General features: G+C 36.2%; 18 protein-coding genes. 9 read left to right on the forward strand and 9 right to left on the reverse strand.

Translation table 11 applies throughout. The features are described from left to right. The first annotated feature begins 4 nt into the window (after positions 1-4). On the forward strand, positions 5-265 hold the full coding sequence (locus M900_RS08430) for a hypothetical protein (RefSeq protein WP_034732105.1): 261 nt from the start codon (positions 5-7) through the stop codon (positions 263-265). 34 nt (positions 266-299) lie between these two features. Here M900_RS08430 and acpP read toward each other — a convergent pair whose 3' ends face one another. The 7 genes from acpP to M900_RS08465 form a co-directional block, all read right to left on the reverse strand. Next, a complete protein-coding gene (acpP, locus tag M900_RS08435; protein WP_021274699.1) occupies positions 300-524 on the reverse strand; it encodes an acyl carrier protein in 225 nt (74 codons plus the stop codon). A gap of 38 nt (positions 525-562) precedes the next feature. After that, positions 563-1,327, reverse strand: coding sequence for a 3-oxoacyl-ACP reductase FabG (fabG, locus tag M900_RS08440; RefSeq protein WP_021274547.1), 765 nt, complete (start codon positions 1,325-1,327; stop codon positions 563-565). Then, a complete protein-coding gene (gene fabD, locus M900_RS08445; protein ID WP_021274789.1) occupies positions 1,324-2,262 on the reverse strand; it encodes an ACP S-malonyltransferase in 939 nt (312 codons plus the stop codon). The genes fabG and fabD overlap by 4 nt, the downstream gene beginning before the upstream one ends. Positions 2,263-2,277: 15 nt before the next feature. Then, positions 2,278-3,276 (reverse strand): beta-ketoacyl-ACP synthase III, encoded by a 999-nt coding sequence (locus M900_RS08450; protein ID WP_021274605.1) that lies wholly within the window; start codon positions 3,274-3,276, stop codon positions 2,278-2,280. 133 nt (positions 3,277-3,409) lie between these two features. After that, a complete protein-coding gene (locus M900_RS08455; protein WP_021274399.1) occupies positions 3,410-4,360 on the reverse strand; it encodes a hypothetical protein in 951 nt (316 codons plus the stop codon). Continuing rightward, positions 4,354-5,241: a hypothetical protein gene (locus M900_RS08460; protein ID WP_021274531.1), complete on the reverse strand. Its 888-nt coding sequence runs from the start codon at positions 5,239-5,241 to the stop codon at positions 4,354-4,356. Before M900_RS08460 ends, M900_RS08455 begins: the two co-directional genes overlap by 7 nt. Then, positions 5,238-6,032 (reverse strand): TIGR02147 family protein, encoded by a 795-nt coding sequence (locus M900_RS08465; RefSeq protein WP_021274603.1) that lies wholly within the window; start codon positions 6,030-6,032, stop codon positions 5,238-5,240. Before M900_RS08465 ends, M900_RS08460 begins: the two co-directional genes overlap by 4 nt. Positions 6,033-6,229: 197 nt before the next feature. Here M900_RS08465 and M900_RS08470 point away from each other — a divergent pair, with 197 nt between their 5' ends. Beyond that, complete coding sequence (locus M900_RS08470; RefSeq protein WP_021274598.1) at positions 6,230-6,709, forward strand: hypothetical protein; 480 nt, start codon at positions 6,230-6,232, stop codon at positions 6,707-6,709. A gap of 143 nt (positions 6,710-6,852) precedes the next feature. On the opposite strand, the gene rpmF is transcribed toward M900_RS08470, so the two are convergent. Then, positions 6,853-7,059, reverse strand: a complete 207-nt coding sequence (gene rpmF, locus M900_RS08475) for a 50S ribosomal protein L32 (RefSeq protein WP_021274714.1) — start codon at positions 7,057-7,059, stop codon at positions 6,853-6,855. Between the two features lie 102 nt (positions 7,060-7,161). Next, positions 7,162-7,725 carry a DUF177 domain-containing protein gene (locus M900_RS08480; protein WP_021274342.1) on the reverse strand — a complete coding sequence of 188 codons (564 nt, stop codon included), beginning with the start codon at positions 7,723-7,725 and terminating at the stop codon, positions 7,162-7,164. A 244-nt stretch (positions 7,726-7,969) separates the two neighbouring features. Here M900_RS08480 and M900_RS17700 point away from each other — a divergent pair, with 244 nt between their 5' ends. From M900_RS17700 to M900_RS08510, 7 genes are all read left to right on the forward strand, one after another. After that, on the forward strand, positions 7,970-8,119 hold the full coding sequence (locus M900_RS17700; RefSeq protein ID WP_021274460.1) for a hypothetical protein: 150 nt from the start codon (positions 7,970-7,972) through the stop codon (positions 8,117-8,119). A 36-nt stretch (positions 8,120-8,155) separates the two neighbouring features. Further along, entirely contained in the window at positions 8,156-8,917 is a 762-nt protein-coding gene (locus tag M900_RS08485; RefSeq protein WP_021274610.1) for a hypothetical protein, read from the forward strand. A gap of 33 nt (positions 8,918-8,950) precedes the next feature. Continuing rightward, positions 8,951-9,709, forward strand: a complete 759-nt coding sequence (locus tag M900_RS08490; protein WP_021274392.1) for a hypothetical protein — start codon at positions 8,951-8,953, stop codon at positions 9,707-9,709. A 10-nt stretch (positions 9,710-9,719) separates the two neighbouring features. Then, the gene (locus M900_RS08495) at positions 9,720-10,871 is read left to right on the forward strand and encodes a hypothetical protein (protein ID WP_021274505.1); all 1,152 of its coding nucleotides are present in this window, start codon (positions 9,720-9,722) and stop codon (positions 10,869-10,871) included. A 35-nt stretch (positions 10,872-10,906) separates the two neighbouring features. Beyond that, positions 10,907-11,977, forward strand: a complete 1,071-nt coding sequence (locus M900_RS08500) for a hypothetical protein (RefSeq protein WP_021274573.1) — start codon at positions 10,907-10,909, stop codon at positions 11,975-11,977. 230 nt (positions 11,978-12,207) lie between these two features. Next, complete coding sequence (locus M900_RS08505) at positions 12,208-13,962, forward strand: hypothetical protein (protein ID WP_021274511.1); 1,755 nt, start codon at positions 12,208-12,210, stop codon at positions 13,960-13,962. 69 nt (positions 13,963-14,031) lie between these two features. After that, complete coding sequence (locus M900_RS08510) at positions 14,032-14,544, forward strand: shikimate kinase (RefSeq protein WP_021274335.1); 513 nt, start codon at positions 14,032-14,034, stop codon at positions 14,542-14,544. The last annotated feature ends 7 nt before the right edge of the window (positions 14,545-14,551 follow it).

The following is a 14,551-nucleotide window of genomic DNA, read 5'->3' on the forward strand; positions in this document are numbered from 1 at the left end:
TTATATGAAATCAAAATTAGTCCTGCTGATGATGTTCTCTTTCGTGAATCATGCCATGGTTGTGAAGAAAAATGTCCGCATTCAAAAAGTTGTTAGACTTGAAAAAAATCTTGAAGTAAATATGTTCGGAATGGCCGCAGACTATCACGCAGACTTCCAGTTAAGTAAGTGCTTATTTAATTCAGTAGTTAAAAAGGTTGAAGTGGGAATTGAGTTAGATGTAAAAAAATTAGAGATAAAAAAATGTCACGCTCCAGAGGACTAGTTAATGTGTCCCGTGGAGCATGAACTTAAAAAACTTATTGTTTCTTTTCAAGATAAGTAACAACGTCTTTGATAGACTTTAGACCTTCAGCGTCTTCTTCTGGGATTTCAACACCAAATTCGTCTTCCATTTTCATCATAAGTTCTACGATGTCTAATGAATCAAGGTTAAGATCGTCAACGAAGCTTGTTTCAAGGTTAATCTTTGCGATATCAATTTTCGTTGCATCACTAACTAGTTTAATTACTTTTTCTTCCATAAGTCTCTCCTATGTTTAAAGCCAAGATTTTAATCATTTTATATATAAAGTCCACCATCAATTTTAATTACTTCACCAGTTATATACGAAGACGCCTGGCTTAGTAAGAAGCATGTAAGATTTGCAATATCTTCTGACTTCCCAAAATCTCCAAGTGGAATTGACGAAAGATACGCTTCTTTTGCCTTATCTTCAAGAGCATCTGTCATATCTGTCGCAATAAAACCCGGACAAATTGCATTTGCCCTGATATTTCGGCTACCTAGCTCCTTTGCAACCGACTTAGTGAAGCCTAAAAGTCCCGCTTTTGACGCAGCGTAAGCTGCCTGAGATACGTTACCCATTAGTCCGACAATCGAACTAACATTAACAATACTTACGTTTTCGGCCTTTAAAAAATATCTTGAGCAGATGCTTGTTAGCATCATTGCACCCTTAAGGTTTGTCGAAAGGATTGAGTCGATATCGCTCCCTTTCAGTCTTAAAAGTAGTGTGTCTTTTGAGATACCAGCGTTGTTTACAAGGCCTTCAATTGGACCAAATTCTTTTACGAATTCACCAACCGCATCTTTCATCTCGTCTTCATTTGTAACGTCAAATTTAAGGCCTGTAACATTTGAAGCGCCTAGTGTTTTAAGTTCTTCAGTTAGAGCAGCCGCCACATCCTCTTTTCCTTCTCTATAGTTAAAGATAACGTGAGCTCCTTGCTTCGCAAGACCTTTCGAAATTTCAAGTCCAATCCCACGGCTTGCACCTGTTACTAAAACTTTCTTATTTTTTAAATCATTATAAGTTGCGATCATTTTAATGCCTCCACAAGTTCGTCAAATGCACCTTCTTTATCAAGGCTGATTACTTTATTTGTTCTGTTTATTTTACGAGCTAGACCCATAAGAACACGGCCCGGTCCAACTTCAATACAAAGAGTATTATCAGGAAGAGAAGAAAAAGATTGTGTCCAAAGAACCGCCCCATCAATTTGCTGAATAAGGTTTTCTTTTACAACGTCACCACTTGTTCCAGCTTCGTATTTTTTAGCATCGATATTTGCGATATATGGAACTTTAGTTTCAGTGAAATTAATTCCACCAAAGAAAGTTGTCATATTCTCTCTTGCTGGTTTCATTAGAGAGCTATGGAAAGGAGCTGAGACTTTTAGCTCAACAGCACGGTGTGGATCTGTATGATTTTCACTTAACCATTTTACAGCTCTATCACAAGCTTCCGCGTGTCCTGAAATAACAATTTGATCTGGATCATTGAAGTTTGCTGGCATTACTTTATTATCTTCTGTTGAAGATTCAAGGCATGCTTTCTCAACGATTTCGCCAGGTACTTTTAAGATTGCATACATTTTTCCCATTCCCGCAGGAACAGCTTCTTGCATGAATTTACCGCGATTGTTTACGGCCTTGAGTGCATCTTCAAAACTGATAGCTCCTGCGGCCACGAGAGCTGCATACTCACCAACAGAGTGACCCATTACCGCAGAAATTTGAATGTTGTGTTCCTTAAGAACCTCTTCAACTTTTTTAAATAGTCCCACTGAGTGAGTTAGAATTGCTGGTTGTGTATTTTGAGTAAGAGTTAAGTCTTCCTCTGGTCCATCAGTCATCATCTTTTTAAGATCATAACCTAGAACTTCATTTGCTTTATCAAGAAGGGATTGATCGATATTACTTCCCATTCCAACGTACTGAGACCCTTGTCCCGGAAAAAGTAGAACAACGTTTTTCATTATTATCTCCATTTATTAGTAACGAAGTAGTGTCGCACCAGTTGTTAGTCCAGCTCCAAAAGCATCAAGAAGTAGGATTTGTCCTCTCTTGATTCTTCCATCTGTGATCGCTTCGTGCATCGCTATTGGAATTGTTGCAGCTGAAGTATTGGCGTACTTATCAATATTCACGATAACTTTCTCAGGATTAATACCTAAAAGCTTTCCTGTCGTTTCAATAATACGTACGTTGGCTTGGTGAGGAATTAGCCAGTTAACATCGTCAAGAGTCATTTGTGCACGATCAAGAACAATAGTTGCATTTTCAGCTAGTGTTCTTGTTGCAACCTTGAACATCTCTTTTCCCTTCATTTGCATGAAGTGAACTTTGTCTTCGATATGTTGTGCAGTTAAAGGCTCAACTGAACCACCAATAGGTTGGTCAAAAAATTCTTTTCCTGTTCCATCTGCTCCAAGGTGAAGAGAGAGGATATCAGAGTCGTCATTATCTTCGTTTCTACCAACGACGGCTACACCGCAACCATCACCAAAAAGGATACATGAGTTTCTATCTTCCCAGTTTACCTCTCGAGATAGCATTTCACTTCCTACGATAAGAGCATTCTTAATCGCACCCATCTTAATAAGACCTGTGGCCATATTAAGTCCGTAAACAAATCCAGAGCAAGCCGCTGCAATATCAATGGCCGCACACTTATTTGTAATCCCTAATTTTTGCTGAAGAATACATGCTGTGTTTGGTAGCCTATAGTCTGGAGTAACCGAAGCAAAAAGAATCATATCAATATCATTAGGCTCGAGATTTGCAGCTTTTAATGCATCTAATGTCGCGTGGTAGGCCATGTCACTTGGAAACTCGCCACCTTCAGTTGAACAAATATGTCTTTGCTTAATTCCTGTTCTTTCGTAAATCCATGCGTCCGAAGTTTCGATCGTCTTTTCTAAATCAAAATTCGTCACAACTTTTTTAGGGGCATATATTCCTGTCCCTTTAATTTTGACCTTATAGTTCATAAATCACCTCGATTTTTTTTATGGTGTATTCTTTAAGTAAAGTTATCATTTGGCAAGCTTCGAAGCGCTAAAACTTTAGTAACTGATTGAAATGACGAATATTTATGAAGAAAAAGAAACTTTTTAGATGCCCTTATTGGCAGCTCTGTCTTATAGCAAGGTCTGCCTTCATATATTCATCTGCAGAAACTTGTTTAAAAGGTGAAATGTCGTATAGATTTTGACAAAATTGATTTTTAGCACATTGATTTTCTTTGATTAGAATTTTGATTCTCTCTCCAATATAAGTCACATAATATCTTTCTTTATGGAATATAGAAGATTTCTTTTTGACTGACTTTATTCTACAGTTTTGAAGATCCCGTGACTGACATTTTGAAAGGGCTGCTTCAATATGATTAATTTCTTCAATTACCTCGCCTTCTATATATGAGATTTGGTATGAAAGATCTTGAAAGTTAAAATCGCAGATAGGGGCTTTACTTTGTTCGTCATTATCAAGAAGAGAGTAGAGTTCAAAACTCTTGTTGAAATCATTATCATTAATACCTATTGCCTTGAGCGCAAGGTGAATAATTATGTGTCTTAAATCGTGATTCTCTGAGAGCTGCTTATCAAGGTAATCTCTAGTGAAGAAAATAATATTATTAGATGCATAATAGTTTAACTTATATATCGAGGAAAAATTGATTTCATCACATATGATAATTTTTTTCTCGCTATTTAAACTCCTTAACTCTTCGATAGTACTTTTAGAAGCTAGATTGTCCGCCTCTAGGGACGTAATAATTCTGTCGAGACTTAAATAGACTTTCTGTCTTAAATGATCGCCTCCGTTACCAACATCATCACCTCCGCGACTAATCTTCTTTCTAATTTGAGAAGGAGTAAGGGTCTTGGTTGTATTTAGTTTATCGATGGTAATTTTAATCGTTACTTTATCTTCGTTAATTACCTGAGCTCCATGTGCATCAATTAGTGTAATAAGGCTAGGCTCAATCTGAGGCTTTAATTCGTTCTTAATCGTTTCAGAGGCAATTACCGTAAAGGATATATATGAAAAAAATAAAAAATTAATTAGCATTTGAGATCCTTTAGTTGCTGACCGAGTTTTTTATTTTGCTCAATTATATTTGAGTTATCCTTGATCAGATTGATAGTCTCAATACAGGTATTGATTTTTTCGCATGTTTCACTCTTTACTTGTGATTTTTTCTTCTTGATCACTTTCTCTTTTACGCATCGAACTTTTGCCTTGATCTGTGTTTTGTATTCGCACTTTAAAGGTGAGCACTCTTTACTCGTAATTCGAGGACCTATGTCATGAATTTGCTCGAAGTCAGTATAACCCTTTGAGAGACATTTGCTTTTCGCATTTTCGAGCAATAATTGATCTAGCACCTTATAGGTGTAAGCACTACTCGATGAAGTATTTATAATTATAATATTATTGTTGAGAAAGCCTTCAGATGTTGTAGCTGAGAAACTATAGGATTTAAGTATTTTTTTGCGTGCTGTTGTTGCAATATTCAAATCACAATAGAGTTCACTTCCCTTTACTTCTGGAAGAATTGATAGAAGCTCAAATGTCTTATGAAACGAATCATCGTTGACCCCTGATACTCTTAAGAGTTCATGAAGAAATAATGGTGATAAATTAACATCATTTCTAATATAATTTTCAATTCGTTTGATATCTAAGGTAAGCTCACCAGGGACACCAATTGCATCTACTAGTGACTGGCGATTATCATAGAGATCTTCCCATGAAAAATATAGTTTTCCATTTTCTAAGGTATTTAAAGCTTTTTCTAGCTCGGGGAAAAAGGTAGAGTTTTTTAACTCTTGAAGAAGCGTTCTTGATTCCTTCAAAAAATATCTTCTTACTTTTGCTTCTCTTAGCTCGTTTGAAGCAGCGAGAATTGAGCCATTCACGAATAGTAAAATTATGAGTATCTTTTTCATTGAAAATCTCGAGTTTGAGGAAATAGTTGAACATTTAAACTATAAACTTGCTGACCAGAGCCGGTTTGTAAAAACTCACTCATCTCTTTCCTAAAAATTTTGATGCGTTTTTTAGCCTCTTCAAGATTTGCGGGGTCTAGAGGCATTGTAATCGAAGAGATATCTCTTAACTCAACGATGTCATTATTTAGCGAATATAATGCTCTTTCAATATTGTCTTGATGATATTTTCTTATCGCTTGGGATGGAGTATCTGTAGGGGTTTCTATTCTTTGCAAGGTTCTTAGTATTTTCCCATTATCTTCAACGAGAAGTCCTAGTCTTTTAAGGCGATTTATGGCGTCGATGGTATCATCAACATCTATTCCTAGCTTTTTTGCAATCCACTCAGGTGAACTTTCAAATTCTGAGAGCTCTGTTAAATTAAGTATCACGATATGATACCAATTTGATATTAACTCGAACTGATCAAGTTGCAAAAGGTGATAATCGTATCTTTCTGTTAGTTGACGAGCTTTTTTGTGGGTTTCATCTAGTCTTTGATACTGATAATTTTTAACCGATTCTATAAAGTCGACATAGGTGTCATCCATTAAGTTTAGCTTATCTTTCCATGAAAGAGCTCTATCTAAAGTGAGTGGACGTTTGTTATTTAGAATACGAGAAAAACTATCAGCTGAAATGTCGAGAGATTTTGCAAATGATCTCAGTGAATACAGATGATTACGCTTTTTTCTTTCAAAGAGCTCATCTTTTAGTATTGCAATATGTCTTAGATCAAAGTCAGTCATATTGAAATTATATTAATTTTTTAGATTTCTTTCTTATCTTTTGAAAATAATACAATGCTGTACAACTAATTGTCAGTGTTAAAAGTAGTAGAACTTATATGTTGCAGGAGGGGGAGCAACACATATTGGCCTGGACTATTGAGATGATTCTTCTTCTTGTGTAGATAGGGTTCATTAAAAAAACAAATGGAGGAAATATGAATTCTATCAAAAAATGTATCGTGATTTTGACTTTAACTCTTGCAACTACAGTAAATTCATTTGGTGCAATGTCTTTATTTACTGGTGGATCTTCACTTGCGTTGACTGGGTTGGGGGTCTTTCTAGGGGGAGTTTTCGCTGGAGGCACTGAAGTTATTGTAACAGGAACGAAGCTTCCAATTGTGGGGTCAATTGGAATTTTGGCAGGATTAGTTCTACTTGACGAACAGAATGATACTTTTGTTTTTACTGAATTAAGTAAAGGCCAGATTGAGGAATTGTCTTTGGATGAAAGTACTGTAGAGATTTATAATAGTGATATTTCTGAATTAAATATGATTATTGAAGATGTAAATTCTCAAATGGTTCAGGGAATGACTGCTGAAGATTCTGCTGCGATTTGGGGGGAGTACCTTGAGTATGTATCACCTGAAACAAGAGAAGTCTTGAAGAAGATAGCAACGTCTAAAAAATAAGAATTAAAAATCATATGATAAAGAAAAGGACTTCTTTTGAAGTTCTTTTTTTTCTCTTCAAGGTGAGTAGTTTTGAAGAGATAAAATAAAAAAGGACTTCAAATGAAGTCCTTTTTTTATATGTAAAAATAATTTTTTAGAAATTACTCAGCAGCTTCTTCTGTTTCTGCTTTAGTTTCGAAAACTTTTTTACCTTTCCAGTAACCAGAAGGAGAGATACATCCTTTCTTAGTTAATTCACCTGTAGTTGAATCAGTAACAACAACATTGTGTGCGTAAAGCTTGTGGTGTTGTCCTGCTCTTCTCATTCCTTTTTTCGATACACTGGTTTTCTTCTTAGGTACTGCCATTTTTCACTCCGTTATATTCAACTTGAAATCACAATTATAGTTATGAGCTTACTCTTGTACATTGGTTTTCGGACAAAAACAAGCTTTTTTAGCTAACAATCTTTAATTCTGGTGCCCACAATGTTCTTCATTTAGGTTTGCACCACAAGTATGGCAAAGGCCCTTGCATGCTGCGTCATGTACAGGGTAGTGGTCAATTGCTAAGAAAACCGCTTCCTTAATGATTTCAGATACTTTTGCCTTCCCTCTGTTGTGGTAGAAGATATCTGCTTGGTCACCATTAATATATATTTGATCGAGTTCTTCGTAGTCTGGGTCATTTTCGAAGCGCTGATTAATGAATGCACCTTTAAATTCAGCTTCAAAAGTTTCGTGCATATCCTTGAGACAACGAATACAGCTGGCCTGGTAAGTTCCAGAAACTGTTCCATCAACCCAAAGGTATTCACCATATTCTCCCTCCGCGTCCCTTTTAAGTCTGATAGACGCTTGGATAGTATTTTCTATCGTTTTGTCTCCTTGGTTTAGGTCTTCTGCCACAGTTTCAATGATTGGAGCAAGCCAAGGAGTATTCTCTGTAGTCAGATCGAGCTCATCATACTCGTCGTTGAACTTTGAGATTAAGATTGGTTCGACAGCAATTGGATTGTCGTTTTTAGTCATCATTATAATGTCCTTATATTGGATATCTATTTTTATGCTTCTTGTTACAACATTATATATGAAGAGTGAAGTACTGGTTGAGTTTTTTGTCTAAATTTTAGACGTGTGATCAATCATTTATTGTTAAATTAATAGTCAGCTAGTTTAAGTCATTGTTTAGCGTTCATGTTTGTTGGCACGATTGTTGCTCCAGTAACAACAATTATTTTCTAATTAATTTGTTTATTCTTAGCTTATGGAGGCTTCAATGAAATTATTACTTCTAGTTTTAGCAGTGTTCTCATTCTCTACATTTGCAGCAGATAAGGTTCCTTCATCTGTTGAGTGCATCAAAAAAGAATTAGTGAAAACAAAATCTATGGAAAAAGCCTATCAGGCTTGTTCGGTAAAAAAATAACCTACATAAAATTACAAATATAACGGAGACAACACGATGAAAAAACTTTTCTTAACGACGCTACTACTTGCAAACGTATTCAACGCCTACGCAGATATCGATTTAAAAGATGGATATGCAGGGAAATCAAAAAGAGAATTTATTAGAACACTTAAGTCAGGGCAGAGAATTGAACTTGATTTGGGGGCTCCGAAATATGTAGAAGAAATTTTAATCTTCGCAGAAGGTAAGCAATCACAATTTTCATTTGCGGATGTATATGCAGATGGCGAACTAATTTCAACTCTTGGAGTTCCAGGTTTTGATCCAGACTATCCAGTAGTAGTTAGAGGAAAAGTTAAAAAGATTGAAGTTGTTGCTCGTGCCAACTCTAAAGTTGCAATTTTAGACTTCCAGGTATTCACGACTAGAAAAAACTATAATTCTTATTCTCAAGTTTCACTTGCAGAAAGATCAAAGTTTAGCCTTGATGATTGGGGAAAACATGTTCTTGATTCAGTTCATGAAATGTACTTCCTAATGAGAGATCAGGGATTAATTTCTGAGCAAGAATTTGTAGATTACGTACAACCAATTAGAAGAATGGCCATTGAAACACAGGCATCTGATGATGCAAGGGATGCTGACTCTTTAAAAACGTACATGAAAGCAAAAAAGCTTGCGCAAAAAATCATAGATGCTGCCCCATTATTTGATAAGACATTAATGGTTATGGATCAAAGACTAGATATGCTTTCTATTGATTTAAAAACAATCAAAGAAGATATCAGCGAAAAGTACGACATCAACCTAGAATAATTTTTAAAGAAACTTTTAATTGGAGATCATTATATGAAAAAAATATTTTTAACATCACTTGTAGGATTAGCAACATTATTACCATTAGCAGCTCAGGCAGAGGCCATTAAAGGTGATACCGGAAAATTTTGTCCAGGTGCTCAGGTTGTAAAAAACTTAGACGGATCATATGTCGAAAGAGTTTTTATTGCAGCGGAAGGAATTAGAAATGATGGCTTTATTCACGTATATGCTGACGGTGTAAAAGTGCAAAGAATTGGTATCCCAGGATATGATCCAGATTACACATTTAGAATTAGAAGAAATGTTCAGGAACTAAAACTGACGTTTGAAGGAACATGTGCAAGAGTTCTTGATTATAAAATCTTTACTCCAGCACAAGCTCCAAAAGGACCACGTTATAGTAGAGATAGAGCGATGGAGACTTCTTGGGGTGCTGAGGTTCTTAATCTAATCGATGGGATTGATGATTCACTTGTAAGAGATGATTTAACAGTTGATCCACTTTATACAAATGTATTAAGACCGCTTAAGAAAATCGCAATGTATGAAAGAGCTTCGGAAAATGAAAGAAATACGAGAAGTTTAATTAAGACTTTAAGAGCTCTTAAGATGGCCGAAATTATTCGTGACAATAGAACATATATGTTTAATAAGCTTGAAAATAGCGAGCATGAGTATTTAGTTGCTGATCTTCTTTCTATTCTTGAGGACGTGCTAGAGCACACGGATGTGAAGCAAAATCGAATTGGGGAAACAATTAAGTTCCTTGAAGAAGAACTAGCTGAGTAAGGAGAGAAAGATGAATCTTATAACTAAAGGAATTGTTGCACTTGGAGTTCTATCTTCTGTGCATGCCGCTGATCTAATTGTAAAGTTAGACGATCTTGATAGATGTAATTATGCAGAAAGTTGTAAGTTAGCTGATAGTGGAGTTATGTTATCTTGTTCTAGTGGAAATATGAGAACGGATAGTGATGGAGTTTATTGCGCAAATTCAAATACAGTTCTCTCTATTCAATCTCAAAAGTATCCAATTACTCGAATGGATTATGAGTGGAGGAGTGCTACCTTTGATTACTCAACACCTGGAGTAGTTCAAGTGAAAAATACTTCTTCAAGTCTTTATGCTTTAGCTGCGCACAATGTTCAGGGATATATAAAGGAAATTAAAGTTCGCAGAGACTCTGCCTCGATACTTGTGAAAAAAATAACTTTGAAGAAAACAATTCATGGTGATTTAAAGGAAACGGCCTCTTCATTAAATGATGCACTTTCATCGACTTACTTTTTTGTATCAGAGGAGTTAAAGAACTTTAAGAATAACATTGCTAAGTCTCACATTGGGCATACTGAAAGATTTCAAAAAGCATTGAAGGAAGGTCAGGATATTCTAAATAAGAGAACTAAGGATGGAAAGTATGAGTATTCAATTCTTGATTGGAGAGTTCAAGAAAATGCGAGACTTCTTGTTGCTTTTGGTTCGATTCTAGATGAGTTACTTACAGAGTACGATCATGTAACAACATTAAAAACAGCTATCGATAATATGAGAACTCTCGTTTCTGAGCTTCGTGACTCATACGGATGGGGAAGAAGCTTAAGTGGAAAAGTTTCTAAAGCATCATCGACTCTACTCGATGTTGTAAGACTTGAACTGCAAGAGCTTGGGGCAATTAGAATGTCACTTGGAGACTCTGTTACTTCATACACAAAGCTTTTAAAAATAACTGGATCCCTTAAAGCAAAAGTTGATGCCGCGAAGTCGGGTGATATGAGAGCACAAAGAGAAATCTTTAACTTTGTAGATGCATGGAATGAGCCAGCATGGCAAGCAGAGTTAGATAAATTAGTTCACGCTGGACCAGACGTTAAGAACCTTGTCACGCCCAAAACTTACAATGCTTCTTCAAGCGATGGAATCTTTAGAGGATCTTTCAGAAGCAGGATTTGAAGTACCAAAGTTAGACTAAGGATAATGGAGTAGAAATGAAAATGAGAAATAAATATTCAAAAAAAATGGCACTCGCTCTATTGCTAAGTGCGGGAGCTTATGCTGGAAGCGTATCTGAGAACCCTGTTACTGGGGAGAAAGCGATTAACATCGTATCGTTATGTTCTGGCAAGTCTAAGGTATGCGAAATTAAAGGAATTGGATTTCATATGGGGTGCTCAGGTAAACTTGAGAAGGGAACTGGCGGAATGTACTGTTCTAATGGAGTGATGACATTTAGTTCCTTACTTCCAATAACTTCAATTACGGGTAACGGAATTGACTCTATCGAGATTTCATCAACAAGTCCTTCTAAAGGAATTTTAATACCTTCAGGTCGCCAGACAAGTGCTGCGAAGTATAGTGTAGATCATGCTTCTAATGTTGAAGTTTCTCGTATTACAAGTTGGTCACCTGAAATAAGTGAAGTTACTCTTCTTGGTGGTGTTGGCGATCTTGTACAAAGTATGTCCGGCGCTACTTTTGTTCTTGAAAGCGCTTACTCAAATGTATTTAGACAATTACAAATCTTTAAAGGGAATATCAGTAAGTCTGATATGGGTCATACGCTTAGACTTGAAGCCGCGCTAAAAGAGGGGATCGAGCTTTTAAAAAAGAAAGATAAGAATGGTAAACTCACAACGTCAGTACTCGACTGGAGAGTACAGGAAAATTCTCGTATCATCGTAGCTTTCGGTTCAATCATGGACGAGCTGCTTGAAGATTACGACCATGTTACTTCAATTCAACACTCTATTAAGACAATGAGAGAACTTGTCGTACAACTTAGAGAGCTTTACGGTTGGAATAGAAGTATTGCGGGTAAAGTTTCAAAAGCGTCTTCAACTCTTCTTGATGTTGTAAGACTTGAACTGCAAGAACTTGGTGCCATTAAAATGTCACTTGGTGATTCTGTTACAACATATACTAAGCTTTTAAAAATTACAGGTTCGTTAAAAGCGAAAGTTGATGCTTCGAAGTCAGGAGATATGAAGCACAAAGAGAAATCTTTAATTTCGTTGACGCATGGAATGAGCCAGCATGGCAAGCAGAACTTGATAAACTAGTTCATGCGGGGCCGGATGTTAAAAATCTTGTGACGCCAAAACTTACAATGCTTCTTCAGGCGATGGAGTCCTTGGAGGATCTTTCTGAAGCAGGGTTTGAAGTACCAAAACTCTAATCTGCACATAAAATGAGGGCTCGAAAGGGCCCTTTTTTATTTCTAAGTCACTGAAATCTATAGAGCTGCTATTGTTTGTTCCTCTCGTAAATAAAAATCAGATAATATAGAAAGATGAAAACTCTTATTGTGTTCATATTTCTGATAACCCATATCCAACTTGCAAATGCTGGGACTGAGTCCGTAGTTGGTGATTATGCTTTATCTGAATGTCAGCAGTTAAGTGGGGAAGAGAAATCAAAATGTGAAGCAGAGCTTGAGAGTAATAAGCTTGCTTATCAAAATCAAAAAGAACAAGTTAATAATATTGAAAAGATTGGAAATGAAACCTTAGATTCAAATACAATGAGTGGAGGAATTGCAGTTGCAGCAACAGCTGCCATTGAATTAGATATTCTTGGTTCTCTCGGTATTGGTATTTCTTTTGAAGGATCTTGTTATTCTTGTAAGTTTGGAACAGCTGTATCTTTGCTTGCGTTTCTGTATCAAAAGAATAGACATGATAAGTACGATGGACTCTTCAAAAATGCCAAAGAAAAACTTCGTGTTCTTTATGAAAAAACACATGAGAATAAGAATGATATTCAATATCAAGTACTACTTTCTGAAATCGAAGCTTTTGAACTAATCTATAAGGCCGCAAAAGAAAAAGCAGGTGCCCATAAAAATTTAAAAACAATATTTACACTTGTTCAAGCTGCTGCAGCAGTCGAAGTTGTTATTTGTTCGTTCCCAATGAGTGGGTGTAGTCCAGTACCTCCAGCGATTACTCTTGCTACTGCAACAATTTCAGCATCCGCAGAGGGGAAGGCACAAGCGAGAACAGAAGGAAAAGCTGATATCGCCAAAAAGGGACTTGATATTACACGTGCACTTGCTGCTAAATTTCATCTTCAGTATCAAGAAGGGGATGAAGGAGAACTTAGTGTTGCTGATAGTGAAATCGCTGTTCCACAAGGTGAAGAGATAGAGAATAAATTAGTAACGACAACTTCACCATCCGTAGAGTCAACAGCAATGAATGGCGGTAAAAGATCGAGTTCAAAAGCTTCAACTGGATCAACGGCAAAAAATAAATCGAATTCTCAATCTTCCTCTTCAAATCTATCTTATAAGACAAGTGGGCTTTGCTTATCCTCAGAAAGTAAACTTGTAAAATGTAATACTCTCTCGGCATCGAGTGGTTTTAAAACAATGCCTTTAACAAAATCAAGTAAACTAGGAACTCAGGTTTCCAATAAGGTTGGCTTTGATAAAGCAAGAGGTGCAATGGATGATGCATTTAAGGGGGATTATTCTAAGCTTCAGGCTTATGCAACTGACGGTCAGTATCGTTTAACAAAGAAAGTTGTTGGTAAATTACTTGATAAGGCACTTGATTCGAAAACATTGGATAGCAAAGCTAGAAATTATGTTGAGAAAGCGAAAGCTGGGTTCACCGACAAAGAAAGAGATGATTTTATAAAAGAGTTTTCATCGCCTGGACTTCTGGCTGCTAATAAGTCGTTATTTAAAAATGATATTATCGAAGCAACAAATGAAACGAAACAGGCTTCACCTTCTCTTTTATACTCGGGCAGTTCAAAAAATCTAAATAAAATGAATGGCCCATCAAAAGATAAAGAAAATGATTCTCTTGAGAAAATAATTGGTGAGAATTCATTCTTCGCAAACTTAGATGAATCAGGGCAAACTATATCTGGGAGATCATCTTCAGATTTCGAGACATCGAAGAATAGCGTCGACTACTCCGACTATAATATTTTCTACACGAATGAAATTAATAAGCAAAAGGATGTTAACCTTTTTAAAGTAATTACTCATCGTTATCAGAGTCATCTCGTCTTAAAGCGTCTAGGTGTTGATTAAGAACCTCCAAAGCATTATGATATCTTTACTTGGCCGCTAAAAAGTGGTCTTTTTTATTTTGGAGTTCTTGTGAAATTATTTATCTGTGGATTTTCTGGTGCTGGAAAAACAACATTTGCTGAAAAGTTTTCCGTGAGTGATAGTTTTGGTGTTTTTGACCTTGATGAAGAGATTTTTAATCGCATGGGAAGTGGACATGATCATCTCGGTGATTATATCGAGGAAATCGGTATCGACGAATTTAGAAAAGATGAAATTGATATGATCAAAGTTCTTCACCAAAATTTTAAAGATAATTATTTAATTGTCCTTGGAGGGGGTGCCCTCGAATCATCTGAGATTCTCGAGCATATTAAAAATGTTGATGGGAAGCTGATATTTATTAATACTGATTTTGAAACTTGCTATAAACGTTTACAGTCGGTGGAAGATAGACCTTTAATGAAAAAAGGTAAGGCCTTTATGCAGGATCTTTATAATAAAAGACTCCCTACGTATCAAGCAGCAGACCTTCATTTAAGTGAAAATGACCTCCGCGGTATTAAAACTGTTGAAGAGCTTGTTACCTTTGTGAATAAGTAGAGAATAT

It is taken from the genome of Bacteriovorax sp. Seq25_V (assembly GCF_000447795.1).
GTDB lineage: Bacteria > Bdellovibrionota > Bacteriovoracia > Bacteriovoracales > Bacteriovoracaceae > Halobacteriovorax_A.

Coding starts and splice junctions, on each gene's coding strand:
- M900_RS08430 (WP_034732105.1), top strand. CDS start 5: ATGAAATCAAAATTAGTCCTGCTGATGATGTTCTCTTTCGTGAATCAT.
- acpP (WP_021274699.1), bottom strand. CDS start 524: ATGGAAGAAAAAGTAATTAAACTAGTTAGTGATGCAACGAAAATTGAT.
- fabG (WP_021274547.1), bottom strand. CDS start 1,327: ATGATCGCAACTTATAATGATTTAAAAAATAAGAAAGTTTTAGTAACA.
- fabD (WP_021274789.1), bottom strand. CDS start 2,262: ATGAAAAACGTTGTTCTACTTTTTCCGGGACAAGGGTCTCAGTACGTT.
- M900_RS08450 (WP_021274605.1), bottom strand. CDS start 3,276: ATGAACTATAAGGTCAAAATTAAAGGGACAGGAATATATGCCCCTAAA.
- M900_RS08455 (WP_021274399.1), bottom strand. CDS start 4,360: ATGCTAATTAATTTTTTATTTTTTTCATATATATCCTTTACGGTAATT.
- M900_RS08460 (WP_021274531.1), bottom strand. CDS start 5,241: ATGAAAAAGATACTCATAATTTTACTATTCGTGAATGGCTCAATTCTC.
- M900_RS08465 (WP_021274603.1), bottom strand. CDS start 6,032: ATGACTGACTTTGATCTAAGACATATTGCAATACTAAAAGATGAGCTC.
- M900_RS08470 (WP_021274598.1), top strand. CDS start 6,230: ATGAATTCTATCAAAAAATGTATCGTGATTTTGACTTTAACTCTTGCA.
- rpmF (WP_021274714.1), bottom strand. CDS start 7,059: ATGGCAGTACCTAAGAAGAAAACCAGTGTATCGAAAAAAGGAATGAGA.
- M900_RS08480 (WP_021274342.1), bottom strand. CDS start 7,725: ATGATGACTAAAAACGACAATCCAATTGCTGTCGAACCAATCTTAATC.
- M900_RS17700 (WP_021274460.1), top strand. CDS start 7,970: ATGAAATTATTACTTCTAGTTTTAGCAGTGTTCTCATTCTCTACATTT.
- M900_RS08485 (WP_021274610.1), top strand. CDS start 8,156: ATGAAAAAACTTTTCTTAACGACGCTACTACTTGCAAACGTATTCAAC.
- M900_RS08490 (WP_021274392.1), top strand. CDS start 8,951: ATGAAAAAAATATTTTTAACATCACTTGTAGGATTAGCAACATTATTA.
- M900_RS08495 (WP_021274505.1), top strand. CDS start 9,720: ATGAATCTTATAACTAAAGGAATTGTTGCACTTGGAGTTCTATCTTCT.
- M900_RS08500 (WP_021274573.1), top strand. CDS start 10,907: ATGAAAATGAGAAATAAATATTCAAAAAAAATGGCACTCGCTCTATTG.
- M900_RS08505 (WP_021274511.1), top strand. CDS start 12,208: ATGAAAACTCTTATTGTGTTCATATTTCTGATAACCCATATCCAACTT.